Annotated in this window: 19 protein-coding genes and 1 tRNA gene; 11 read left to right on the forward strand and 9 right to left on the reverse strand. The window is 61.0% G+C overall.

The window, feature by feature from the left end; genetic code table 11:
* Nucleotides 1-42 precede the first annotated feature (42 nt).
* Nucleotides 43-246 carry a type II toxin-antitoxin system HicB family antitoxin gene (locus FN829_RS12530; RefSeq protein WP_142987306.1) on the forward strand — a complete coding sequence of 68 codons (204 nt, stop codon included), beginning with the start codon at nt 43-45 and terminating at the stop codon, nt 244-246.
* On the forward strand, nt 243-494 hold the full coding sequence (locus FN829_RS12535) for a type II toxin-antitoxin system HicA family toxin (RefSeq protein WP_142987307.1): 252 nt from the start codon (nt 243-245) through the stop codon (nt 492-494). Before FN829_RS12530 ends, FN829_RS12535 begins: the two co-directional genes overlap by 4 nt.
* Nucleotides 495-832: 338 nt before the next feature.
* On the opposite strand, the gene FN829_RS12540 is transcribed toward FN829_RS12535, so the two are convergent.
* The 7 genes from FN829_RS12540 to FN829_RS12565 form a co-directional block, all read right to left on the reverse strand.
* Nucleotides 833-904, reverse strand: a tRNA-Ala gene (locus tag FN829_RS12540).
* A gap of 83 nt (nt 905-987) precedes the next feature.
* Nucleotides 988-1,533: an SRPBCC family protein gene (locus FN829_RS12545; protein ID WP_142987308.1), complete on the reverse strand. Its 546-nt coding sequence runs from the start codon at nt 1,531-1,533 to the stop codon at nt 988-990.
* 538 nt (nt 1,534-2,071) lie between these two features.
* Nucleotides 2,072-6,709 (reverse strand): glutamate synthase large subunit, encoded by a 4,638-nt coding sequence (gene gltB / locus FN829_RS12550; RefSeq protein ID WP_142987309.1) that lies wholly within the window; start codon nt 6,707-6,709, stop codon nt 2,072-2,074.
* A gap of 224 nt (nt 6,710-6,933) precedes the next feature.
* On the reverse strand, nt 6,934-7,101 hold the full coding sequence (locus FN829_RS15925; protein WP_185955751.1) for an HEWD family protein: 168 nt from the start codon (nt 7,099-7,101) through the stop codon (nt 6,934-6,936).
* A 106-nt stretch (nt 7,102-7,207) separates the two neighbouring features.
* Nucleotides 7,208-10,867 (reverse strand): hypothetical protein, encoded by a 3,660-nt coding sequence (locus FN829_RS12555; RefSeq protein WP_142987310.1) that lies wholly within the window; start codon nt 10,865-10,867, stop codon nt 7,208-7,210.
* A gap of 279 nt (nt 10,868-11,146) precedes the next feature.
* Complete coding sequence (locus FN829_RS12560; RefSeq protein ID WP_142987311.1) at nt 11,147-11,971, reverse strand: undecaprenyl-diphosphate phosphatase; 825 nt, start codon at nt 11,969-11,971, stop codon at nt 11,147-11,149.
* 144 nt (nt 11,972-12,115) lie between these two features.
* Complete coding sequence (locus FN829_RS12565; protein ID WP_142987312.1) at nt 12,116-12,955, reverse strand: hypothetical protein; 840 nt, start codon at nt 12,953-12,955, stop codon at nt 12,116-12,118.
* Between the two features lie 195 nt (nt 12,956-13,150).
* Here FN829_RS12565 and FN829_RS12570 point away from each other — a divergent pair, with 195 nt between their 5' ends.
* Both FN829_RS12570 and FN829_RS12575 read left to right on the forward strand, forming a co-directional pair.
* A complete protein-coding gene (locus FN829_RS12570; protein ID WP_185955752.1) occupies nt 13,151-13,426 on the forward strand; it encodes a hypothetical protein in 276 nt (91 codons plus the stop codon).
* Nucleotides 13,423-13,863: a type II toxin-antitoxin system VapC family toxin gene (locus FN829_RS12575; RefSeq protein WP_142987313.1), complete on the forward strand. Its 441-nt coding sequence runs from the start codon at nt 13,423-13,425 to the stop codon at nt 13,861-13,863. The genes FN829_RS12570 and FN829_RS12575 overlap by 4 nt, the downstream gene beginning before the upstream one ends.
* A gap of 157 nt (nt 13,864-14,020) precedes the next feature.
* Here FN829_RS12575 and FN829_RS12580 read toward each other — a convergent pair whose 3' ends face one another.
* Nucleotides 14,021-15,121, reverse strand: coding sequence for a DUF4330 family protein (locus FN829_RS12580; RefSeq protein WP_142987314.1), 1,101 nt, complete (start codon nt 15,119-15,121; stop codon nt 14,021-14,023).
* A 662-nt stretch (nt 15,122-15,783) separates the two neighbouring features.
* Here FN829_RS12580 and FN829_RS12585 point away from each other — a divergent pair.
* The 7 genes from FN829_RS12585 to FN829_RS12615 all read left to right on the forward strand — a co-directional run bounded on the left by FN829_RS12585 (nt 15,784) and on the right by FN829_RS12615 (nt 23,970).
* On the forward strand, nt 15,784-16,983 hold the full coding sequence (locus FN829_RS12585; RefSeq protein ID WP_142987315.1) for an orc1/cdc6 family replication initiation protein: 1,200 nt from the start codon (nt 15,784-15,786) through the stop codon (nt 16,981-16,983).
* Between the two features lie 229 nt (nt 16,984-17,212).
* Nucleotides 17,213-17,572, forward strand: coding sequence for a hypothetical protein (locus tag FN829_RS15930; RefSeq protein WP_185955753.1), 360 nt, complete (start codon nt 17,213-17,215; stop codon nt 17,570-17,572).
* Between the two features lie 154 nt (nt 17,573-17,726).
* The gene (locus FN829_RS12595) at nt 17,727-19,532 is read left to right on the forward strand and encodes an ABC transporter ATP-binding protein (protein ID WP_142987316.1); all 1,806 of its coding nucleotides are present in this window, start codon (nt 17,727-17,729) and stop codon (nt 19,530-19,532) included.
* Between the two features lie 117 nt (nt 19,533-19,649).
* Nucleotides 19,650-20,672 (forward strand): polysaccharide biosynthesis protein, encoded by a 1,023-nt coding sequence (locus FN829_RS12600; RefSeq protein WP_142987317.1) that lies wholly within the window; start codon nt 19,650-19,652, stop codon nt 20,670-20,672.
* Nucleotides 20,665-21,618 carry a dTDP-glucose 4,6-dehydratase gene (locus FN829_RS12605; RefSeq protein ID WP_142987318.1) on the forward strand — a complete coding sequence of 318 codons (954 nt, stop codon included), beginning with the start codon at nt 20,665-20,667 and terminating at the stop codon, nt 21,616-21,618. The genes FN829_RS12600 and FN829_RS12605 overlap by 8 nt, the downstream gene beginning before the upstream one ends.
* Entirely contained in the window at nt 21,615-22,802 is a 1,188-nt protein-coding gene (locus FN829_RS12610; RefSeq protein WP_142987319.1) for a DegT/DnrJ/EryC1/StrS family aminotransferase, read from the forward strand. The genes FN829_RS12605 and FN829_RS12610 overlap by 4 nt, the downstream gene beginning before the upstream one ends.
* Nucleotides 22,803-22,911: 109 nt before the next feature.
* Nucleotides 22,912-23,970: an N-acetylneuraminate synthase family protein gene (locus tag FN829_RS12615; protein ID WP_142987320.1), complete on the forward strand. Its 1,059-nt coding sequence runs from the start codon at nt 22,912-22,914 to the stop codon at nt 23,968-23,970.
* On the opposite strand, the gene FN829_RS16460 is transcribed toward FN829_RS12615, so the two are convergent.
* Nucleotides 23,958-24,491, reverse strand: coding sequence for a GNAT family N-acetyltransferase (locus FN829_RS16460; RefSeq protein WP_142987321.1), 534 nt, complete (start codon nt 24,489-24,491; stop codon nt 23,958-23,960). The genes FN829_RS12615 and FN829_RS16460 overlap by 13 nt on opposite strands.
* Between the last annotated feature and the right edge of the window lie 224 nt (nt 24,492-24,715).

A 24,715-nucleotide genomic window follows, 5' to 3' on the forward strand; every position in this document is an offset into this window, starting at 1 on the left:
AGCGACAGAACGCTTATTCCGTGGTAACTACTACTATCACCTATGAGTACTGGCCGGGAGATCCGCCTGATCGAGGAGGACGAGGGCGGTTGGTCGGCGATCGACCAGGAGTTGAACGTCGCCAGCCAAGGCGAGACGCGCGAGGAGGCGCTTGCGAACCTCGACGAGGCGATCGAACTGACGGAAGAAGCCCGTGAGGCGGATACGCCCGCGCCGGAACCGGACGCTCCCTGGTTCGAGGGATGAGCGGCCCGCCGCGAAATTTCTCCGGTCGAGAGATCGTCAACGTCCTCACCTCGGTCAACTACCGCAAGGACCGCCAGCGCGGAAGCCACGCGATTCTGAAGTACACGAACTCCGACACCGGCGAGGTTCGAACCGTCACCGTCCCGCTTCATGACCGGGTGAAGATCGGAACGCTTCAGTCGATTGCCGAGCAGTGCGGCGCAGAGGACTTCGACGCGTGGTGCTACTGGATCGACGAGCATCGTTGATACAGTCACACGTCTACCTGTCCGGTTCTGACGGCTCGGATACTCGAACATCGCGACCAGTGCGGCGAGGCTGTCAATTCGGGACGCTGTTCGCGTTCTCCCTCGTCGATGGGGAGGCCGCAGAACTCACAGCAAACGGGATCGAGAAGCGTCTCCTCGGTTTCCGTCATGCTGCGTTCCCCCATTCACGATCGCCCGACGGCGTCGACCCGCCTTCGGGGTCCGCAAGAACTATGTTTTCAGATGGGACATCGGCGACACCCGATTTTGCCGTTGATTCGCCGTAGAGAGTTTCTACTGTCTGTTTGAGAACAATCGGTACGACGGAGGAATCGGGATGGACTCGCGGGGATTTGAACCCCGGGCCTTCCCCGTGCCAGGGGGATGATCTACCACTGATCTACGAGCCCTCGTACGCATCCACCAGTTCCCCGGTGCGTATATTAAGGCCTTCGACTCGGGGATCAGGGGGTCGAGCCGTGCCGGCGACGACTCAGATCCGATCCGAGTCGACGTACACCTCGAGGTCGACGTCCCGAGTCGATCCTTCCAGATCCCGGACCGCCCGCTCGATCACTCGCTCGGCCTCCCCGCGAATGAGCGGGATCGCCTTCTTCAACACCCAGTCGAACGAGACGAGCCGTGGGAGATCGAGTGCGTCCGGGCTCGCCGACCCCGGATCGAACTCGACCTCGAGAGCGACCTCGCATGTCGGCTCGTCGCTCTCGCCGGACTCCTCACCGTCGGCTCCCTCCCTCGGCGTCACCCGCCAGCAGCCGCCGGCGTCGATGTCCTTCGTGATCTCCCAGTCGATCCGCTCGGGCGGTTCGACGTCGGTCACCCTCGAGTGGGCGGTGTAGGTGAGTTTCCACCACGCGAAGGTGAGCGCGTAGCGGGTTCCGGGGCCGCCGTCGCCCGCGAGCGTCCGGACCTCACGGAGGTATTCGGAGTAGTGCGCGTATCCCTGAAAGTCCAGCAGGAACTCGTAGACGGCCTCCGGATCGGCGTACACCTCGGTGCGCACGACGAGTTCGTCCACGCGGGAGGGTTCTCCCGGCGCGTATTAAGCGGTCCGCCCTCGAAGTCGTTGGGCGGACGGGAGAACGGCCGGGGAGAGCACGACGAAGGAGGGTGAGCGGACGAGGGCTTCGTTGATGTCCTTTCATAAATGTGACTTGAACTGAAACGGCCGTCATGTTTCGAGTGCTAGTAGAACGGGTGTTTCGTGAGTGATCGGATCGATGAGAACGGGACCGTTGCTGGCGCGGTGAACACGTCCAAAGCCCCAGCCGGCTCCAGTCGAGGGCCTCGCTGGGCTCCTCACTCACTTCGTTCGCTGCGGTGCTTGTGTCGGCCGTCTTCCCGGAGCCGGCTGCCCCTTTGAGTCCCACCCCGCACAGCACCGCAGCCTCACGCCTCCCCAGCCTCGCGGTTCGCTCCGCTCACCGCGTCCCTCGCGTTCCGGTCGCGGGCCGCCGGCCCGCTCCCGGGCGCGCCACCGCGATCGCTCGTTGCTTCGACTGAGGAGTCCAACGGAGCCGGACGAGGAGAAGACAGAGGAGAGGACGCCCGCCGACTCAGTCGTCGCTCGAGACCTGTCCGGTCGCGTCGCGGGCGGCGTCGGGCGCGGCGTCGGCGGGGGTGGGCGGCTCCTCGCGCACGTCAGTTCCCGTGCCCTCGGCGATCACGTCGGCGTACGCGTCGGGGAAGACGCGCACGAAGTCCGAGAGCGCGTCCTCCCAGTTGTCGAGCAGCTCGGCGGCGCGGTCGCTGTCGGTGTACGCCTGGTGGTTCTCGACGAGTCGGCGAAGCATGGCCTCGTCGCTGGCGTCGAGGTCGCGCGAGAGCGACACCATCCCGCGGTTGAGCCGCTCGCCGAGCCGGTCGTCGGGGTCGTAGACGTAGGCGACGCCGCCGGACATCCCGGCCGCGAAGTTGCGGCCCGTGTCGCCGAGCACGGCGACGACGCCGCCGGTCATGTACTCACAGCCGTGGTCGCCGACGCCCTCGACGACGGCTTTCACGCCCGAGTTGCGCACGCCGAACCGCTCGCCGACGACGCCGTTGACGTAGGTCTCGCCCGCGGTCGCGCCGTACAGACAGACGTTGCCGGCGACGACGTTGTCGGCGGGGTCGTAGCCCGCGTCCTCGGGCGTCGAGATCACGATCCGCCCGCCGGAGAGGCCCTTGCCGACGTAGTCGTTCGCCGCGCCGGCCAGTTCCATCGTGATCCCCTGAGCGAGGAACGCGCCGAAGCTCTGGCCGGCGTGCCCGTCGAACCGACAGGTGACGGTGTCGTCGGGGAGCCCCTCGCCGCCGTGTTCGGAGACGACCCGGTTCGAGAGCGTCGCGCCGACCGCGCGGTCGACGTTGTCGACGTCGCGGGTGAGCGCGACCGGCGTGCCGTCCTCGATGGCGGGCGACGCCTCCTCGATCAGGTCCCAGTCGAGCAGCGACTCGATGCCGGCGTGGGTCTGTGCGCGCGTCTTGGTGCGGGAGTCGCCGGCCGGGTCGGCGATCACCGCCGAGAGGTCGAGGTGGCTCGCCTTCTCGTGATCGGTCTCGCGTTGGGTCAAGAGGTCGGGCCGGCCGACGAACTCCTCGAGTTCGGTGAACCCGAGCTCGGCCATGAGCTCGCGCAGCTCCTGGGCGATGAACGTCATGTAGTTGATGACGTGGTCGGGCTGGCCGGGGAAGCGCTGTCTGAGGTCCTCGCGCTGGGTGGCGACGCCGACCGGACACGTGTTCTCGTGACACTGCCGGGCCATCACGCAGCCGGAGGTGACGAGCGAGGCGGTGCCGAAGACGTACTCCTCCGCGCCGAGCGCCGCGGCGACGGCCACGTCGCGGCCGGTCTTGAGCCCGCCGTCGGCGGCGATGCGGATCCGGTCGCGCAGCCCGGTCGCGCGCAGCATCTGATTCGCCTCCGCGAGTCCGAGTTCCCAGGGAAGCCCCGCGTTCTTGATCGACGTCTTCGGCGACGCGCCCGTGCCGCCGGAGTGTCCGGAGACGTGGACCACGTCGGCGTTCGCCTTCGCGACGCCCGCCGCGATGGTACCGATCCCGGCCTCCGAGACGAGCTTCACGTTGACGTCGGCCGAGGGGTTCACGGCCTTCAGGTCGAAGATGAGCTGTTTCAGGTCCTCGATCGAGTAGATGTCGTGTTGCGGGGGCGGGGAGATGAGCCCCACGCCGGGCGTGGAACACCGGACGTGGGCGATCATCTCGTTGACCTTCTCGCCGGGGAGGTGACCGCCCTCGCCGGGCTTCGACCCCTGTGCCATCTTGATCTGGAGCTCGTCGGCGCTCGCGAGGTACTCCGCCGTGACGCCGAAGCGACCGGAGGCGACCTGTTTCACGTTGCACTCCTTCTCGGTGTCGAACCGCTCCGGCGGCTCGCCGCCCTCGCCGGTGTTGGACTTCGCGCCCAGCCGGTTCATCGCGATCGCGTTGTTCTCGTGGGCCTCCGGCGAGAGGCTCCCGAGGCTCATCGCGGCCGTCGAGAAGCGCTCGACGATCGACTCGACGGGCTCCACCTCCTCGACCGGGACCGAGTCGCGGTCGGAGTCGAACTCTAAGAGTCCGCGCAGCGTCTGGAGCGTCTCGGACTGGTCGTTGACTAGGTCGGCGAACTCGCCGTACTGCTCGTAATCGCCGCTGCGAACCGCCTGCTGGAGCGTCCCGACCGTCTGGGGGTTCCACCCGTGGTGGACGCCCGACGAGCGGTTCTCGTACTCGCCGATCGTTTCGAGTTCCGGATCGACGCCGAAGGCCATCGCGTGGCGGGTCCGGAGGTCATCCTCGATCTCCTCGATACCGATCCCCTCGGTGCGGATCTCGGTGCCCTCGAAGAACTCGGCGACGAGCCCGGAGTCGAGCCCGACCGCCTCGAAGATCTGTGCGCCCTGATAGGACTCGACCGTCGAGATCCCCATCTTCGCCATCGTCTTCAGGAGGCCGTCCTCCAACGCGCCCCGGTAGGCGGCGAGCGCGTCCGCCTCGTCCGCGCCGTCCGGGCCGGCGACCACGTCGGCGATGGAGGCGTACGCGAGGTACGGGTCGACCGCGTCCGCCCCGTAGCCGACGAGCGTGGCGAGGTGGTGGACCTCGTGGGGCTCGCCGGATTCGACGACGAGCCCCGCGCGGTTCCGCAGACCGTTGCGCACGAGCAGATGGTGGACCGCGCCGGTGACGAGCAGGCTGGGCACGGCGAGCCGGTCCGGACCGACCGCCCGGTCCGAGAGCACGACCACGTCCGCGCCCGCCTCGATCGCGTCGGACGCCTCCCGGCGGATCCGGGTGACGGCGTCGGTGAGGGACGTGCCGCGGTCGTAGGTGGTGTCGACGGTCTCCGCGGAGAAGCCCGAATCGCCGTCGAGCCGCTTCAGCGCCGCCGTCTCGGCGTTCGACAGGACGGGGGAGTCGGCGACGATCTGGCGGGCGTGTTCGGGCGTCTCCGCGAGCAGGTTGCGCTGGTTGCCGATCCGCGACTCGAGCGAGGTGACGAGCTCCTCGCGGATGTAGTCGATCGGCGGGTTCGACACCTGCGCGAACAGCTGTTTGAAATAGGTGAAAAGCGGCCGGTCGACGTCGGCGAGCACCGACAGCGGCGTGTCGTCGCCCATCGACCCGACGGGGTCCTTCCCCGCCTCCGCCATCGGCTCCACGAGGTGGTTCAGCGAGTCCGTGGTGTAGCCGAAGGCGGCTTGGTGAGCCCGGACGGTGTGCTCGCCCCCGTCGTCAGAACGTCCGTCGAGTTCGTCGAACCCCGAGTCCCCTCCGTCCCCGTCGACGAGGGCGTCGAGCTCGACCTGCCCGTCGTCGACCCACTCGCCGTACTTCTCGTCGGTGAGGTCGTCGAACACCTCGTCGTCGGGGACGATCCGCCCCTCCTCGGGGTCGGCGACGAAGATCTCGCCGGGTTGGAGCCGGCCGCGGCGCGTCACGTCCGCGGCGTCGGTCGGGAGCGCGCCGACCTCGCTACCGACGACGAGCCGGTTGTCGGTCGTGACCTCGTAGCGGCAGGGCCGGAGCCCGTTGCGGTCGAGCACGCCCGCGACGCGGTCGCCGTCGAAGCCGATGACGAGCGCGGGGCCGTCCCACGGCTCGACGAGCGAGGCGTGGTAGTCATAGAAGTCCGCGCGTTCCTCGGCCATGAGGTCGTCGTCGCGGAACGCCTCGGGGACGAGCATCCGCAGGACGTGCGGGAGGTCGCGCCCGGTCTGGAGGAGGAGTTCGACTGCGTTGTCGAGGCTGGCGGTGTCGGACTGGTTCGGATCGTCGATCACCGGGCGGATCGTCTCGAGCTCCGCGCCGAACGCCGGGTGGTCCAGGTCGTTCTCGCGGGCGCGCATCCAGTTGACGTTCCCGCGGATCGTGTTGAACTCGCCGTTGTGGACCACGTTGCGGTACGGGTGCGCGAGGTGCCACGCGCCGAGCGTGTTCGTCGAGAAGCGCGCGTGGACCAACGCGACGTGGCTCGCGAACCGCTCGTCCCGAAGATCCGGGTAGTAGTCGGCGAGCTGTGACCCCTTGAGGAGCCCCTTGTACACGACGCGCTGGCGGTCGAACGAGCAGACGTAAAAGCGCCCCGCGCCGTCGACGTCGCCCACGACGTTCTCGATCTCGCGGCGGGCGGCGTACAGCGCGCGGTCGAATCCGAGCAGGTCGGGATCGGCGTCGGGATCCGCCGAGGGGTCGGTGAACCGCTCGGCGAGTCCGGCACCCTCGACGGGGGCGACGAACAGTTGAGCGACGTGCGGCTCCGAGTCGATCGCGGTCTCCCCGAGGTCGTCGTTGTCGGTCGGGACGTCCCGCCAGGCGAGTACCTCCAGCCCGTATACGGAGAGCACCTCGGCGATGACGTCGTGGATCTCTGCCTGAACGCCCGGTTCCGGAGGCATGAAGACGGAGCCGACGGCGTACTCCTCGGGGAGGTCGGCGTCGACGACCGCCTCGAAGAACGCGTCGGGTCGTGCGACCATGATCCCGGCCCCGTCTCCCGTGTTCTCCTCCGCGCCCGTGGTTCCCCGGTGTTCGAGGTTCTCTAAGAGTCGAACGGCGTCGCGTACCGTGTCGTGTGCGGGCGTGCCGTCGAGGTCGATGACGCCGCCGATCCCGCAGTTGGAGCGGTCGTCCGTCGGGGAGGCGAGTCCCGCGTCGCGGTCGTCCCCGGCCGCCTCCGGCTCGGGGATGGTACTACGTGACTTGGTCATACACCTCCTCTCGAATCGTGGGTTAAAGGAATAACCCTGATATGGGTAGGATCCATCGTACACACATTAGGGAATATAAGGTAATTATCTATAAGGGATTGGTACGATCTATCACTATTCTCGATCGATCATATTCCGTCCGGAAATGCGTGTTTATATGGGTGGATTCCCGATATAACACAGTGAAAATCGACGAAAAAGCGATCATGAGAGACGTTCGTCAACTATTCTTCGAGCGGTGCGTACGTCCCGTTGACGTCCCAGTCGTGGATACAGTAGACGTCACCGGCTTCCCCGTCGATCCGCCATCCTTCCGCGTCGGCGTCCCAGCGCTCGGCGCGGCCGCACAGTTCGCAGGTTCGTTCGGTCGGGGGTGAGATCGTGACGCTCATGATCGGCGACAGGCATCGCGACAGCAAAAGGATACCGCCGGAGCCGCGGCCGGCGAGCCGACAGCCGTCGAGTCGACGGCCCGCGAGTCGACGACCGGCACGTTGGTCACCCGTCTCCTCGACGGGCGGCGAACAGGCTCGCGATCGTGAGCGCGAGGAGGGCGGTGTCGACGCCGAAGCCCGGAACGTCGTACGCGGTCGAACGCAACGGAGCCTCCTCGAAGGTGGGCGGTCGCTCGGATCGGTCGCCGTCGGCCGGGGTGGAGGGATCGGATGCGTCGGACCCGCCGATCGCCTGAGGGCCCGCCGGAGTACCGTCGTGCTCGCTTGCTTCCCCTGACGCGGCGAACGTCGTCGCTCGCTCGTGTTCCGTGTAGCGTGAGACGTACTCGGCCTCCTCGGGAGCGTTCGGATCCGCCACCGGTCGGGGACCGATCTCCTTCCGATCGCGGAGTACACGTTCCTCGGCCGCGCGGATCGACGGCGCTCGAGACGGAGCAATGCGCGGGACGTTCGTCGCGTCGTCCGCGGCGTTCGATCGAGACTCCGATCCAGTGAGGTCGTCCTCGGACCCGTCAAGGCCGGGCGGGTTTTCATCGGGATCGCTCGAAGGGCCCGTACCGTCGTCCGCATTGGGGCTCGATCCCGGTTTCGGTTCTTCGCCGGGAGTGGACGGAGTGCCACCGTCTCCGGTGTGTACACCATCGTCGCTTCCACCGCTACCGCCGCCACTACCACCACTGCCTCCACCCCCACTACCACCACTTCCTCCGCCGTCACCGCTATCGATCTCTCCCGCGTCGGTTCCGACGGAGGTTCCGGTTCCATCGGTCGTACCGTCCATATCCGTCCCACCGTTGGTCTCGATCGAGTTCGATCCTCCCGAGTCCGGATCGTTTCCGCCGCCGTCTCCGACCGCAGTCGCGCCGTCCGTCGCGTCATCGACGGTCGGGTCATCGACGGTCGTATCGTCGCCGGCCACATCGTCGTCCGTCGTTCCTTCCTCGGTCGGAGCGTCCTCCGTGGTGGACGTGGAACTCACGCCGTCGATCTCATCACTGGTATCGATCTGGGTCGTTTCGGTGGATTCAGCGTTTCCGGTGGTTTCAGTGGTTTCATCGGTCGTCTCCTCGGTTCGATCAGTGGTTCCGCCGTCGCCGCTACCGTCAGTGGTCTCCGTCGTCCCGGTTCCGTCGCTCGATGAGTCGACATCGGAGGTGGCAGTCCCGTCGGAACCGTCGGTTCCGTCGAGCTCGGTCGTGTTCCGAGCGTACGTGAACGGCGTGGAGGCGACGTGGGACGTCTTCGATCCGGCGGCCGCGCGGAGGCGGTCGTCGAGCACGTCGAACGTCGCCACGAGATCGGTTTCGGCGGTCGTCTCGGTGGTTTCGTCGAGCGTTTCGCTGGCGTTACCGACGAGGAACAGGCCCGTCTCGTGAGTGAGAACCGTCGTGCCGTTCGCGGTCGCGACGGGCGTCGCGTTCGTTCCGGCGTCCGTGGCGTTCGAGATCGAGAATTCGAGGCCGGCGAGTCGGTCGAGATCCGCGCCCGTCGAGAGTGTCGGATCGCGGACCGCAGTATAGCCGGAGAGACCGGTGGCGTCGAGCGAATAGACGACCGTCTCGTCGCTGGTGACCGTTTCCGTGGAGTTGAGCGTCCCGTTCGCGATCGCGTCCGTGATCGTCACTGAAGTACTGAAAGCGGGAGCATCGGTCTCCGCGGTCGAATACACTGAGAGATCGTCCATCGATCGGTTTCGAAGGGTCATGGTCGCGGTGTCAGTCGGTCCGTTCGGGGTCGCAGTTGCCGTGATCTCGTACTCGCCCGATGAGATCGCGCCGTCGACTGTCGAAGTCGTGGCCGATTCGATCGTTCCCGGTCCGTCGATAGTGAAGAGGTCGTCCGCGAGCTCGGGATCACCCGCCGCATAGGTGTTGAACCGGAGCGTGGTTGGTTCCGCACGAGGCGTCGTAACGCTCGCTGTGGCTATGGGCTCGTCACTGTTCGATTCGGTGATCGTTATGTTGGTTGTGTTAGAGTATGAGCTAGGAATAATATCAAATTCGATTACATCTCCCACGGATTTCTCAACACTATCTACAGAGATCCCTGGAGGATCAGGATCAACAACTCGAATAGTATGTAGAGATTTTATTTGAGAATATTCATCAACCACAGAAATTGTATAATTTCCGGAAGGCTGTGGATCAAATGATGTGTTTCCGATACCAGATCTATCAATGAATATTGATTCTTGTGCCATAAGATTATTAGATGCATTCCTCAATTCAATTGATACGGCCCGGTTCGTTGGAAATGATTGGGCAGATACAGGAATGTTTTCGTTACTCCAGAATACAGATCTCTCTAATTTCGGAATTAGTTCTTGTTTTTCAACAGATATTATAGTTTCATTTATGAATGAAGAACCGGAGACAAAATAGCTATCTTCAGTCAATTCTGTCGAATTATATGGAATTATCTGGGTCGGTAGATCTGTCTTGAGATAGATCTCATTAGATTCATTACTCAGTTGGATTTGGGATGGACCGAGTTCATCAATTTCGAATCCAAGAGAATCACCTTTCGAAACCGTGACATTTGATCCATTTGAAATTGTTTTACTGAGAAAATTTACATTATATGAATTGTTTTTGATTGGATAATCATCATTTTTGGAATGAATGTTATTTAAAGTAATACCCTGAATATCACCTAATATACGCTTGTTATATTCTAAATCAAATTTTGAAGGATACAATAATAATCTATGATTCTGGATACTATATTTGTTTGTAGAATTTTCTAAATCAATGACTTCACTCTGTGAATTCTCAAACTCAAGAACAACTTCTCCACTATTTGATATATTACTGTTGAAGATAATCTCAACTATACTATTATTCAGATAGTTCAAATTATTTTCATGTGGAATATAATGGATCGGAGTTCGCTCAACTGCTAATTGTATTGGGACTTCAATTGTTGTCGAATTTATCGCGTAAACAGTCTCATAATCTGGAGTAGAAGCACCAGGATGTACCGCTGCAGCAATTTGAGTATCGTTTTTAATGTTATTGATTTCGATCGTGACATTGTCTTGTTGTCCTTGAACTTCTCCGAGTGGTTTATTTAATTCACCATTCTTTCCAAGTTTCCAAATCACAATGTGATTTTCAGTCTCATTCTCAAGAGAAACATTTGTTAATTTAACCAAATTCTCATATCCATCATATGATTTGATAGAAACAAAAGAAGAAGAAGAAAGAGTAAATGAAGATCGTGCTGTAACTCCATTTTGAACAATTTGATATTCAATTTCAGAATTAATCGTAGATTCTGAACCCGGATCCAGACTAACTTCCGTAGTGTCGATCCCAGATATTACAAGATCAAATGTAGAAAATCCCTCAAGTGCGGATGGTTCAATTATGATAGTAGCTTCAGAAGTGTTTGAATTTATTATTTTTACTTCATCAGTGCTTGCTGATTGGCCGTTTGTAATATCATATGATGATGAATTCTGATCCAATTTGGCACCAGCATCTACTAATTCACCAACATTAATTGAAACTGGATCTGAATCACTACGAACCGTAATATCTGAAATGACTTGATTTTCACTAGGACCAATTCCAATATTTTCTACGCCCCCAACATTGTAGGGATATCCAGCCACCAAAGAACTCCCCAATCCGACGACGGAGACGGTGGTAGTTAGAACGGCAACGATCACGACGATCCGAAGCGAGTTCTGACGTGTCATGTATGGACCCGCGAGTGCCAGTGCTGCCGCTAGCGCGGATGCTCACGCGTCGCTAACGCCGACGCTCGTACCCGCGCGACCGACAGACGGCCACGCGCTGCGGGATACTCGTACTCAACCCGGTCGATCATATATCGGTTACGACACTGGAAGTTTCCGATTCGAGAAATTTCGCCTCGATGAGCCTCATACGGCCGATCCGTGAGATCAAATGACGGAATTCACGCAGTACGCTTCATCCTCCGATCGAATCGATCGTAGTGTGACCTCGGCGTCTCCTCACACGACCAGGGAGACGACGCCACCGCCCACGATCGCGAGCCCGCCGAGCCCGAAACAGACCGCCCAGAACGGGACTCGCTCGACCACCCGCATCAGCGCGTCGATCGTGACGTAGCCGACGATCGCACTCACCATGAGTGCGACGGCGGCCGAGGTGGGTTCGATCCCGGGCAATCCTCCAGCATCGAGCAGCGTCAGGACCGCTGCGCCGAGACTCGCGGGAATCGAGAGCAGGAACGACAGACGAAACGCCGCCGGCGGGTCGTAACTCCGGAACAACAGCGCGCTCGTCGTCACCCCCGAACGCGAGATTCCCGGAAGGATCGCGACGCCCTGGACGGCACCGACGAGCAGCGAGTCCACGAGCGTCGGCTCCGTGCTCCCCCCCATCGATACCGACTCGGAGGCGTACGTCAAGACGCCGGTCGCGATCAGCAGAACGCCGATAACGGCGATGAACACGCCGCCGGTGAGGCGACCGGCCAGATCGACGGCGAAAACGTACAGCGGGATCCCGACGAGGCCGGTCATCGCGCTGGCGAGGACGATGTACGAAACGAGCGCGTTGTCGCCGTCGTACGCTCCGGCGGGCCGCCAGTCGGGCGTCGCGCGCAGCGCGGTCAGGATCTCCGTGCGGTAGTACGTCGCCGCCGAGAGCGTCGTCCCGACCTGTAAGAAGAGCGCGAGCTGGAGGGCGGCGTCCGGTTGGGTGCCGACGAACGTCAGGAACAACGCGAGGTTCCCCTGACTCGAGACCGGAAGCCACTCCACGACGCCTTGGACGATCCCGGCGAGGACCGCGATGAGGAGGGTGTCCGTCACGTCTCACACTCGCGCGATCCGAGTACTTAAACGACGCCGATTCGGTCCACACGTGGTTGGTACCGATACAATCAACGTGGCGGATCCGGTGACTACGCGAACGGCTGCCGGATCACGATCGTATTCGTATGAATCGAACAGCGATCAGGGTTGGCCGTCGTCGGATGCCGATTCCGATTTCGTGTCATCCGATGAGTCCACGGAATCATTCGGGGAAAACGTCGGATCCGTGTCGTCCGATGATTCACTCGCGTCGTCCGGAAAGAGCGTTGGATCCGGACCGTCGGACGTTGCGGCAGCGTCATCCGCGACGAGGTCCGATTCCGCGTCGCTCGACGAGGCGTCACGCTCCGTCAAACTGGGTCCGTCAGGGTCGGAAGACTCAGAGGAAACAACGGAACCATCCGAATCAGTCGATTCATCGGCCCCCTCCGAAGGAGCCGGCGGCTCGAGTGCGCGGATGAGAAGTTCGACGACGCGCGTGTCGCGGAGTTCCCCCCAGCTCCGTCGATCGCGCAGCCCCACGGCACCGACCGTGGAGACGACGAGCGCGCCCACCAGAAGCGTCGTCGAGACGGCGTCGCCGGCGACCGCGACGAGGAAGAGTGCCAGTCCCGCGAGAAGCGTGAACCCGCCACCGACACGCAGCGGCGTTTTTCGAGTTTGGCTCACTGCGGCTCCGGCCGCCTTCGCAAAGATCGAACCCTCCATGGCACCGATCAGGAAATCGATGACCCAGTCGAGGATCTTGAGGAAGGGGCCAACCGTCCACGTCTCGCGGAGGTCGATCACGATCACCTCCGGATCCGGCTCGGCCGTGAGCCATCGATACAGCCACGAGGCGCGAACTGTGTGCGTGACGCGCTTGCCGGCCGATCGGGCTCGATCGAGGACAATCGAACCGGAGCCCACCCGCGAGAGCAGTCCGTTTCCGGAGTCACCGGTGGTTGCGGCGACGTCTCGGTCCGCGTCACGAGTCGTCATCGAGTAAACCGATCGAGTGGAGCGACAAACCGGTTGTGATCGCTGGGACGTGGTTCGGGTAGGTGTCTCGCTCGCGTGTCTGGCTAGCGATCGATATTGGGTCGTACGTTTCAGTCTCGTTTCGACGGGTTGTGGAATTCGTTGGAGGCAATACTAGTAGAAAGGTTAACTAGGTTCTATACGAAACCAAGATGTATGGCAACGGCTGTGAAAATGGAAGCGGATGCGAAATCCAAACTGGAGGAGCTACAGGCGGAGATCAAACTGAAGACTGGAAAGAAAGTTACGCAACAAGAGATCCTCACACAACTGATCGAGTCCGCTATCGAGTCCCGTTCCGAGTTCATCGACTCGTTTAGAGACGTAGAAACAGCACTCACCGAAGAGGAGATCCGCCGATTCAACGAGGGAAAGACATCATCGGGTCTCGAGACAACCGAAGAGGACATCGACGAGATCCTCTACGGATGAGCGTCTTCGTCGACACTGGGGTGTTCTACGCACATCACGACACGGATGCGAGTCGCCACGACGCCGCGATGGAGGCACTGGATCGAGTCCTTCGGTCACCCGAGTACGGACAGGTGATGACGAGCGACTACGTCTACGACGAAGTCGTCACACTGACACAGAGACGAACGAACAGCGTCGCCGACGCACTCACCGTCGGTCGACGGATACGCGGTGACGGGTATCCAGATGCTATCGAGTTGCTCCACTCCTCATCGGATCGGTTCGAGGAGGCCGTGGCGATACATCAGACGTACTCCGACCAAGCCCTCAGTTTCACCGATGCGATGACCGTCGCAATGGTGAACGAGTACGAGATCGATTCCGTGCTGAGTTTCGACGACGATTTCGACGGCGTCGTTTCTCGACTCTCCCCTGAGACGCTCACCACGTCGTGACTGTCTAGGGATCTCTTCGATCGGGGAGGAGTTCGTTACCACTCTGCTTCAGAGGACTCATCCGAATTCGAGACAGTCACCGGACTCATCGCGCGGGAACGTGGTTGATATGATCTCAGATCGACGCCACGAAACGGAAACTCAAGCGGAAAAAGAACTAGCCGCTGACGTTGACGACGGTCGCGCGAACGGTGACGGTGCCGAGATCGAGAGTGACAGTCTCGCCCTGCCGGAGCGGGTCACCCTTGAACCGCGGGCCGGAGACGGTCTCGCGCACCTGGAGCTCGGTCGTGAGCGTCACTTCGCGGTCGATCGGGTGGTCAACCACGTTGACCGTTCCGTTGTCGCCGGTGGCGATGATGAGCGAGGGACGAGTGTCGACCTCGGTCACGCGTGCGACGGTGTCGCCGCCCGCCTCCTCGGCCATCCCGGGTTCGAGCGCGTCGGCCATGTCGTCACGGACGTCATCCATCCGAAGGGTGACCGTCCGGGTGGACGCCGAGCCGAGCTGGAGTTGCCCGCCGACGCGTTCGATCTGCCCGTTGATGGTGTAGTCCGCGGTCGACAGCTGGACGCCCTGCCCTCGTCGCACGGGACTCCCGCCGAAGCGACGGTCTCCGCCCTGTCGGTGGGTCTGGAGGGTTGCCGCGACGAACACCCGGCGACGGTCGGGGTCGTTGGTCGCGAATTGGGTCACGTTCCCGATCGTCGCGACCGTCCGGCCAGCGAGGCGAACCTCGTCGCCGGGGGAGATATCCTCAGCGTCCGCGGTCGCGAGCGTGTCCCGGAGCACGACCGTGGTCTCCTCGCGTTCGAGCGCGTCGCCCTCGCCGACACCGCGAATTCGTCCGTTCAACTCGTATCGGGAGGTCGCGAGCGTGAGGCTCCGACCGAGTCGAAGCGGGGCGCCTCCGTAGGCGATCGAACCGTCGTTCCCGAGTTCACCTTGGAGTTCGACGCGAAGGGTGACGCCGATGTCGTCCCCGCGTGGCGTGAGGTGGACGTCGGTGACGGTCATCGTCGAGAGGTCGTTCGGGCTGTAGGTGTCGCCCTCGTTTATCGCCTCGACGATGTAGGTCGGCTGGGTACCCATGTCGAGGGTCGCATACGTGGTGTCGATATCGGGTTCGGGCGCAGGATCATCGGAGAACACGAGCGCGATACCGGCGACGCCGACCGCGAGGACCAACAGCACGACGAGCGCGTCGACGACGTTGACGACGCCAAAGAGGTCGCCGTCGTCGTCGATCAGTTCCATGAGGGACCACCCGTGAATCGCATTATCCCATGGGTATTAGGCGGGGAGTAAAACGGTTCCCCTTTCGAAGGCGTTCGGATTCGGACGCCACGGCGTCTGTAGATCGTTGAGAGAGCGATGTACGTTCGAGATGAGGTCCTTCGAGAAATGACTCGTCGCTCGAGGAGTGACAGAGTACGTTTCGTCTGTCTCAGATACATTCCACTCCGGTGTTTTCGGCTGAACGAATCGTCGCAACCAAATGCCAACATCGAAACGCCAGAGTACTCAGACACCCCTCGTTTCGTCTGTTCTTCGAGAGCAGTTCCAGTGTGAACCGCCTCGGGGTCAAGCTCCAAGGCACTTGGCCTGTTCCGCCAGAAGACGGATGAGACATACACCCCTCGTTTCGTCTGTTCTTCGAATTGACGGTAACATGGGTTGGTGAGACACACACCCCTCGTTTCGTCTGTTCTTTGAGACAGTATATGGGGTGGCCAGTCTCGGATCAAGCTTCAAGAAACTCCACCAGTAGAGCGAGTAGGGACACCCCTCATTTCGTCTGTTATCGATGTATTTTCGGTACTTCTTCTTTTGATTTTGGAAAAATCTATTCCAAGACGAAGCAGATGAAACAGACGAATACACAGATTTATATAGAGATAGATTGTCGGATGGAACACATGAGCGAAGATCTCTTCTCGGATATCACGGATACTCTCTTCGAGAACAAGGCTATTCTCTCGGAGGAGTACCAGCCGGACGAGATCGTCGAACGTGAAGATGAAATCGATGCCTTCCGGTCCGCACTCAAGGACGTTTTGTTCGGTCGGAATCCCTCCAACGTGTTCATCTACGGGAAGACAGGAGTCGGAAAGACCGCCGTCACGGAGTACATTATGACGGCGCTCAAAGCTGAAGTGAAGCGTCGAGACGACGCGGACGAACTCCACGTCCATTTCCGGAACTGTAACGACGATACGGTCTATCGAACGGTTCGAGCACTGATCAACAGTATCCGTGGAGATAACCGCGAGCCGTTTCCAGAGACCGGCCATTCGACGGCACACGCACTAGAGACACTCTATGAGGAGATGGATTCGAACGGCGGGACGTATCTGTTCGTCCTCGACGAGATAGATCATCTCTCCGATCCGAACACACTACTGTATGAGCTCCCGCGAGCACGCGCGAACGATCATCTGACCGCCTCGAGAGTGGGCGTCATCGGGATCAGCAACAACTACGCGTTCCGTTCCTCGCTGAGTCCGAAGGTGAAGGATACGCTGATGGAAAAAGAGATCGCGTTCTCACCGTACGATGCCGACGAGCTTCGATCGATTCTCACGACACGAGCGGAGAAAGCGTTGATCGAGGACGCGTGGGATGATTCGGCGATCAAACTCGCCGCGGCCAACGCAGCAAAGGACACCGGAAGCGCACGGCAAGCCATCGACCTGCTCCGAGAGGGCGGCGACGTTGCCGAGGAGAACGGTGCCAGCGAGATCACGGACGAACACATCGAGGTCGCGGTCGATCGCGTTCAGCGCGGTCGCGTCGAGAACAAACTACGGGATCAGACCATGCACGGCCAATTGATCCTCGAAGCGCTTGCGAAACTCGAAGTTGGCGGCTCGACGCCCGCCAAGTCGAAGCAAGTACAGCAGGCATACGTCCGCGTGGCTGAAGGGAGGCAGCAAGACCCGCTCACCACGCTCAAGAGTATCCAGAACCATCTCGCCGATCTCACCATGCTGGGGTTTCTCGAACGGACCGAACACAACGAGGGACGCGCAGGTGGCGCCCACTACCAGTACGAGTTAGCACTCGATCCGACCATCGTCCTCGAAACTCGGGATGCGATCGAAGCCGAATCGACGTGAAACCCTCTTTTGGGAAGCAGAACAGACGAAACGAGGGGTGTGTCCGGTTGATCTCTGAGACTATGGGCCGCGACACTACATCACGAAACGAGTGGAGGGTGTTCAACTGGAGAAGAACAGACGAAACGAGGGGTGTGGGTTCGAGCCATGTGTTCGATCTCGACGGAATCCACGGAACCTGTGATCACGTCGACGGCTTTCGGACCTCGTCTTCCGAATTCGCCTCCGCATGGCGCGGCCACTAGAACTCGACGCAGACAGGTTCGTCCGGCTTGTACTCATCGGGGCCACTACCCACTCGTTCGCCAAAGAAGACGATGGCATCGAGCTGACCACGTGTGAATCTGGCTTTGTACGATCAGAAGAACTCGTCTTCGATATCGTCGCTCCGGCCGTGGAATTCGAAGCTCCCGTGTATATTGTGGTCAAGCCAGAACTCCTCGTCGACGGTTCGACGGAACGCCAGGAGCTCTACGGCAACGGGATGGTCGCGTCCCACCTGGCGGCCCTCGAGGCGGCGGTGGGCGAACGGGTCGTAGAGTGGTCGACCCCCACCGAGCTCGACCGCGCTGTGGATCGGATCCCGTGAGAAATCGTCGACACCCTCGTTTCGATAGCAGTTGATCCGTAGGAAGCGAACATCGTGTCTGTGAGACCGTGGTAGTGAGGGACGTGAGCGATCCGCACGACGAGACCGACGATATTATTCGGGTCGCCGCCGGAATCCGGAACAACTCACTGCTATGTCATCGTCAGATCCCGAACCGGTCTCCAGACGCGCGAAACTCGACGCCCTCCGCGACGTCGCACGGTACAACCCGAAGTACACGGCGGCGGTCGTCCTCCTCGGGATCGCCGCCGCTGTTCTCGAGGGCGTCGGGCTGAGCTTCATCCTCCCGATCGTCGAACTCGTCCAGCTCCAAGACCCCGCTGCGGAGGCGGAGGGGCTGCTCGCGGTGTTCGTCACGGTCTACCAGACGCTCGGGATCCCCTTCACGCTGGGGTACGTCGTGGTCGGCGTGTCGGCTGTGATGGTCGCTCGGTACACGACCAGCTTCGCGGTCGCGTGGTTCCGCGAGGCGCTGCGGACCTACTACATCCGGGACCTCCAGACGCGCGCGTTCCGGAACGCGTTGAACGCGCGCGTGGAGTACTTCGATAGGGAGGGCTCTGACGACATCCTGAACGCGATCGTCACGCAGACGAACTACGCGGGGCGAGTGATCCAATATGCGATCCAGTTCACCGAACAGGTGTTTCTCGCCGGCATCTACTTCGCCGTCGCGTTGGTGATCGCGCCGACGCTGACGGTCGTCACCGGCGTCGTCCTCGGCGGCTTCTCGGTCTTCTTCCGGCGAGTCATCGACTCGGGGTACGACGTGGGAGAGGAGGTCGCCGAAGCGAACGAGCTGCGACAGGAGGCCGCACAGGCAGGGACGCAGGGAATCCGCGACGTACGGATCTTCGGGCTCGCGGAGGAGCTCTTCGAGGACTTCACGGACGCGATCGAGCAGTTCACGCGATCGCGGATCGTCCTCCGACGCAACGAGGCCGCGATCAACAACTTCTACAACCTCGTCGTCGCGGTGTCGGTGTTCGTGCTCATCTACCTCGCGTTGACGTTCGCGAATCTCTCGGTCGGCGAACTGGGTGTCTTCCTCTTCGCGATGTTCCGACTCGGACCGAAGGCAAGTCAGGTAAACACGCTGTACTACCGGGTCGAGAACAACCTCCCGCACCTGGTCCGCACCATCCAGTTCACCGACGAGCTGGCGACGTACAACGAACCGACCGGCTCGAGTCGGGAGGTGCCCGACGAGATCCGGGAAATCGAGTTCGACGACGTCCACTTCTCGTACGACGACGAAGAGGAGGTGCTCCGCGGGATCGACTTCACCGTCGAGAAGGGCGAGTTCGTCGGGTTCGTCGGACAGTCGGGAGCGGGGAAATCGACGATCGTCTCGCTTCTCGCCCGGCTGTACCCGGTCGACGAAGGCGAGATCCGAGCGAACGACGTCCCGATCGACGAGATGGACATCGCGGGGTGGCGCGACCGGCTATCGATGGTGAGACAGGACCCGTTCATCTTCAACGACACGCTCCGCTACAACCTGACGCTCGGGAACCGAGCGGTGTCGGACGAAGAACTCGACCGAGTGTGTTCGATCGCCAAGGTCGACGAGTTCATCGGTGAGCTCCCAGACGGGTACGATTCGATGCTCGGCGACGACGGCGTGCGACTGTCGGGCGGACAGCAACAGCGCGTCGCGCTCGCGCGTGCGTTGCTCGAGGACGCCGATGTGTTGATCCTCGACGAGGCGACGAGCGACCTCGACTCGAATCTCGAAAAGCAGGTCCAGCGGTCGATCGAGGAGATGGATCGCGACTACGCGATCGTGACGATCGCCCACCGGCTCTCGACCGTGAAGAACGCCGACCGGATCTACACGATCGAGGAGGGTCGAGTCACGGAAACGGGACGGCATAGCGAGCTCGTCGAGGAAGGCGGGAAGTACGCGGAGCTGTACGGGATCCAGGCGAGCCAGTAGCCGGGTAGGGAAGCCAGTAGCGGGTCGAGCTCTGCTACGATGGACGTTCTGAATTCTCCGCGGAGTATCGATCGGATTCAATAGCTTGATTGGTACCGTCCGGGAGATACGAGATAGATGATTGACGGCAACACCGTGCTCTTGACCGGTGGAGCGGGGTCGGTCGGTCGGTCCCTCGTTCCGCGGTTACTCGATCGCGACCCGCGGATCCTTCGAATCCTCGACAACAGCGAACCCGGATTGGCGTCGTTGAAGTCTTCCCTCTCCGACGACCGGTGCCGATTCTTCTCCGGAGACGTGCGGGACAGCGACCGCCTCTCACGAGCCATGTCCGGCGTCGACATCGTCATCCACACGGCGGCGATGAAACACGTCGACATCTGTGAGTACAATCCCTTCGAGGCAGTGAAGACGAACGCACTCGGTCTCCAGAACGTCGTCGACGCGGCCATCGACGCGGACGTCGACCGGTTCGTCTTCACGAGCAGCGACAAGGCGGTCCATCCGGCAAACACGATGGGAACCACGAAGCTGCTCGGGGAGAAGCTCGTCACGGCCGGGAACAACTACACTGGGTGGAGTGGTATCGACCTCGCGTCCGTCCGGTTCGGAAACGTGATCAAGTCCTCCCAGTCCGTGATTCCACTTTTCACCGAACAGATCCGAGAGGGTGGACCGGTCACTCTGACCGACGAACGGATGACCCGATTCTTCCTCACGTACGACGACGTGTTCGATCTCGTCACGGGCGCTGCCGAGAAGACGACAGGCGGCGAAGTGTTCGTCTACAAGATGCCGGCGATCCGGATCCCCGACCTGGCGGACGCGATGATCGAGACGCTCGCCCCGCAGTACGGATACGCACCGGAGGACATCGATATCGAGGTCATCGGTCCCCGTCCGGGTGAGACGTTCCACGAGGAAGTCATGACCGAGCGCGAATCCCGGCGAGCCTACGAAAACGGGTCGATGTACGCGATCCTTCCGGAGGCGACCGAAACCCGGACGCCGAACCCGCCGGAAGGGTTCGAGGAAGTGGACGATCTCGTGCTGTCCTCGAAAGATGCCGAGAAGCTGTCGAAAAACGAAATCGTCTCACTCCTGGAGACGAACGGTTCTCTCAAGACGATCAATGAGTGAAACAGTCGCGGTCACCGGCGCTGCGGGATTCATCGGTCGCTGGGTCGTATCGGAGCTCCTCGACCGGGGACACACCGTCTACGGACTCGATGACTTCTCGAACGGCTCCGAACGGAACATCGAGGAGTTCCGAGACGACGACGCGTTCCATATCCACGAAGGAGACGTTCGATCCAAGACGGACGTCGATCGACTCTTCGAACACGACGTGGACGCGTGTATCCACCTCGCCGCCGAGATCGACGTTCAAGAGAGTCTGGAGGATCCGGAAGCGCACTTCGAGTCGAACGTGGTCGGTACTCAGAACGTCCTCGAGGCGTGCCGGGAGGACGACACGCGACTCGGCCTCGTCGGTACCTGTATGGTGTACGACATGGTCGACTCGGAGGACGGAATCGGTGAGAATCACCCGACGAAGCCAGCCTCACCGTACGCCGGATCGAAGCTCGCTGCCGAGGACATGGCCGAGGGCTACTACCACGGGTACGACCTCCCGGTCACGATACTGCGTCCGTTCAACACCTACGGTCCCTACCAGAAGACCGGCATGGCGGGCGGCGTCGTGTCGATCTTCACGAGCCGCGACATCCGAGGAGAGCCCCTGAAGATATTTGGCGACGGAACCCAGACGCGGGACCTGTTGTACGCGACCGACTGCGCCCGGTTCATCGTCGAAGGAACGTTTAACGACGAGACCGTCGGCGAGGTGATCAACGCGGGGACGGGAACCGACGTGTCGATCAACGATCTCGCGGAGCTGATCGCGACCGACGGGACGGAAGTCACGCACGTCGAACACCACCACCCGCAAAGCGAGGTCCAGAAGCTGCTCTGTGACCCGACGAAGGCGAAGGAGGTGCTCGATTGGGAGCCGGAGGTCACGCTCGAGGAGGGAGTCTCTCGCCTTCGATCGTGGCTCCGTGAACGCGAGGAGACCGCAGGATGACGGGCGACTTTCCGGCACACTACGGCGGCGAGCCGATCCGCGAAGACGTGTTGGGGTACGGCTCACAGAGCATCAGCGAATCGGAGAAACAGGCAGTCGTAGAGGCGCTGGAGGGCGATTACATCACGCGTGGACCAACCGTCGAGGCGTTCGAGGAGCGGGCGGCCGATCTCGTCGACGTGGACCACGCGATCGCGACGACGTCGGGGACGACGGCGCTTCATCTCGCGGGGCGTGCGGCCGGATTCGACTCCGGCGACGAAGTCATCACGACCCCGCTGACGTTCGTCTCGACGGCGCATGCGGCGACGTACTGCGGAGCGACGCCGGTCCTCGCGGACATCGACCCGCACCGGCGGACTCTCGATCCGGATGCGGTTCGCGATCGGATCACCCCCGAGACGGAGGCGATCGTTCCGATGCACTACGGTGGCCATCCGGCGGACATCGAGGGACTCCTCGAGGTCGCGGACGAACACGACTTGACCGTGATCTGGGACGCGTGTCACGCGTTCGGCGGGACGTGGAACGACGAGCCCATCGGGTCACAGCGCGACATGGCGGTCTTCAGCTTCCATCCGGTGAAGAACGTCACCACCGGCGAGGGTGGGATGATCGTCACGGACGACGCCGAGCTCGCGGCTCGGCTTCGGCGACTGCGGTCGTTCGAGATGGACTACGGTCCGGAAGGCCACGAAGACGAGCCCTGGTATCAGGTGTCCGAAGGGGTGGGTTACAACTACAACGTGACGGACATTCAGGCGGCGCTCGGGCTCGCGCAACTGGATCGGCTCGAGACGTTCAAGGCGCGTCGCGACGAGGTCATCTCGGCATACGATACGGCGTTCGCGGACGTGCCTGGATTCCGAACGCCACCGGAGGCGCCGAACTCGGACCCGATGTATCACCTGTACGCCGTCGAGATCGGTGAAGAATTCGGATGTGACCGGAAGGAGTTCGTCAACGCGCTACACACAGAGAACCTCGGCGTACAGGTCCACTACGTGCCCCTCCACTATCACCCGTACTTCGAAGAGGAGTTCGGATACGAACGAGGGGAGTTCCCCGAGGCGGAGGGAGTATACGAGGGGCTAGTGAGTCTCCCCCTCCACGCGGAGATGGACGACCAAGACGTCGAGGACGTAATCACGGCCGTGCGTCGACTCCACGAGTATCACGCGTAACGGGTCCCAGAAGCACTTTTTTGACGGCTCATCTAGCTTAGAGATCGCGATATCGAGGCGTCATGGTTCGATCGGATGACTTTATTCGTTAGCTCACGGGAGAGACGATATGGCCGAGTTTCACATCGGAGATCGATCCGTCGGGCCGGACGAGCCAGCGTTCGTGATCGCGGAGGCCGGATCGAATCACAACGGGGATCTCGATATTGCGAAAGAACTCATCGACGTCGCCGCCGATGCCGGAGCCGACGCGGTGAAGTTCCAGACGTTCCGGGCGGAGGACCTATACGTCGAGGAGAGCGACGAGGTCGAGTATCTGGACGACGACCGAACCATCTACGAGATCATCGAATCGATGGAGATGCCCTACGAGTGGATCCCCGAACTACACGACTACTGTCTCGAGCGTGGGGTCCAGTTCATGTCGACGCCGTTCGACGAGCGGTCCGCCGCGGAACTCACCGAGTACGTCCCCGCCTGGAAGGTCGCCTCCTACACGAGCAGCCACATCCCTTTCCTCGAGCACCTCGCAGAGACCGAGAAACCGATCATCATGTCTACGGGTGCTCACGAATTGGATGAGGTGGCGGAGTCGGTAGCGGCGCTCCGTGAAGGGGGAGCTTCCGATCTCGTCCTGTTACAGTGTGTCGCCGCGTATCCGACGCCGATCTCCGAGATCAACGTCGGCGCGGTCGAAACGCTTCACGAGGAGTTCGACGTTCCGACCGGGCTCTCCGATCACACGCTCGATCCCGTGACAGCTCCGGCGGCGGCGGTTGCACTCGGTGCGTGCGTCGTCGAGAAGCACTTCACGCTGGACAAGTCGATGGAGGGACCGGACCACGAGTTCGCGCTCGAACCCGACGAACTGGATCGGATGGTGACGGCGATCCGTGACACGGAGGCCGCTCTCGGCTCCGGCGAAAAGCGCGTGCTGGAAGTCGAACGGGAACTCCACGAGAAGGCACGCCGCGCGATCCATGCGGTGGAAGACATCGAGGGGGGCGAGGAGTTGACCGAGGAGAACCTGAAGGTGCTACGTCCGGGAGGACGAAAACCCGGTCTTGATCCCAAATTCTACGGTGAGATAGTTGGCACGACGGCCGATCAGGACGTTCGGAAAGGAGATGGCATAGAATGGGAGGATCTCGCAAACTATGATTCATAGATGTACCTTATCCAACCACCATTTGTGGTATTCTTTTTGAATCCACAATTTTTGAAGAGATTTTTCGAGGGTTCGTTATTTTCATGAACTTCCGCGGTAAACGGAGTGCGATCCGCGAAACGGTCACAGATCCACTCAAGCGCGGCCGTTGCGATTCCGTGGCCGTGTACGGAGAAATCACCAAGATAAATTCCAACTTCGTCATCAGAATCGATACTGACGACACCGACTTGTCGTTTCTCGTACCGTATCAAGAAATCATAGCGACTGTCGGATCGTGATTCATACCACGTGACGTGTTCGTCCCAGTTGAGTGGTCCATCCTGTACACGAAAGTGCCGATATATTTCGGGGATCGATCTCCACGCAAGTAATAGCTCTAGATCGTCACGTTCGACCGGGCGCATCCGGATCGAAGAGTCGAGATCATAGAGAGATGAACATGGATCACAGAGAACACGTTTTTTCACCGTACTCAGTGAGCGTTCAATTGGAAGTCGGCAATCGTCACAGGTTGCCATCGTACAGTAGAGGTGTTTCGATTAACAAGTACGTATGGTTTCGTGTAGAGATTCCGTGGTCGCTACGGCACCGACATTCGTTCCCATCAGTCTATTGTAAAAGAGTAGTAGTTCGAATGCCGACTCATGTGCTGTGTTGAATAGATGCTGAGTCACGGTCACAGCGGCTCACACAGCGGTTCTATGTTGGTGATGGCGAACATCAAGACAATCTCACGGAACTG

It is taken from the genome of Halorubrum cibi (assembly GCF_900182635.1).
Lineage (GTDB): Archaea > Halobacteriota > Halobacteria > Halobacteriales > Haloferacaceae > Halorubrum > Halorubrum cibi.

Excerpts from the sequence above, each read along its gene's own strand:
- FN829_RS12530 (WP_142987306.1), top strand. The coding sequence starts at position 43 with ATGAGTACTGGCCGGGAGATCCGCCTGATCGAGGAGGACGAGGGCGGT.
- FN829_RS12535 (WP_142987307.1), top strand. The coding sequence starts at position 243 with ATGAGCGGCCCGCCGCGAAATTTCTCCGGTCGAGAGATCGTCAACGTC.
- gltB (WP_142987309.1), bottom strand. The coding sequence starts at position 6,709 with ATGACCAAGTCACGTAGTACCATCCCCGAGCCGGAGGCGGCCGGGGAC.
- FN829_RS15925 (WP_185955751.1), bottom strand. The coding sequence starts at position 7,101 with ATGAGCGTCACGATCTCACCCCCGACCGAACGAACCTGCGAACTGTGC.
- FN829_RS12555 (WP_142987310.1), bottom strand. The coding sequence starts at position 10,867 with ATGACACGTCAGAACTCGCTTCGGATCGTCGTGATCGTTGCCGTTCTA.
- FN829_RS12565 (WP_142987312.1), bottom strand. The coding sequence starts at position 12,955 with ATGACGACTCGTGACGCGGACCGAGACGTCGCCGCAACCACCGGTGAC.
- FN829_RS12570 (WP_185955752.1), top strand. The coding sequence starts at position 13,151 with ATGGCAACGGCTGTGAAAATGGAAGCGGATGCGAAATCCAAACTGGAG.
- FN829_RS12575 (WP_142987313.1), top strand. The coding sequence starts at position 13,423 with ATGAGCGTCTTCGTCGACACTGGGGTGTTCTACGCACATCACGACACG.
- FN829_RS12580 (WP_142987314.1), bottom strand. The coding sequence starts at position 15,121 with ATGGAACTGATCGACGACGACGGCGACCTCTTTGGCGTCGTCAACGTC.
- FN829_RS12585 (WP_142987315.1), top strand. The coding sequence starts at position 15,784 with ATGAGCGAAGATCTCTTCTCGGATATCACGGATACTCTCTTCGAGAAC.
- FN829_RS15930 (WP_185955753.1), top strand. The coding sequence starts at position 17,213 with ATGGCGCGGCCACTAGAACTCGACGCAGACAGGTTCGTCCGGCTTGTA.
- FN829_RS12595 (WP_142987316.1), top strand. The coding sequence starts at position 17,727 with ATGTCATCGTCAGATCCCGAACCGGTCTCCAGACGCGCGAAACTCGAC.
- FN829_RS12600 (WP_142987317.1), top strand. The coding sequence starts at position 19,650 with ATGATTGACGGCAACACCGTGCTCTTGACCGGTGGAGCGGGGTCGGTC.
- FN829_RS12605 (WP_142987318.1), top strand. The coding sequence starts at position 20,665 with ATGAGTGAAACAGTCGCGGTCACCGGCGCTGCGGGATTCATCGGTCGC.
- FN829_RS12610 (WP_142987319.1), top strand. The coding sequence starts at position 21,615 with ATGACGGGCGACTTTCCGGCACACTACGGCGGCGAGCCGATCCGCGAA.
- FN829_RS12615 (WP_142987320.1), top strand. The coding sequence starts at position 22,912 with ATGGCCGAGTTTCACATCGGAGATCGATCCGTCGGGCCGGACGAGCCA.
- FN829_RS16460 (WP_142987321.1), bottom strand. The coding sequence starts at position 24,491 with ATGGCAACCTGTGACGATTGCCGACTTCCAATTGAACGCTCACTGAGT.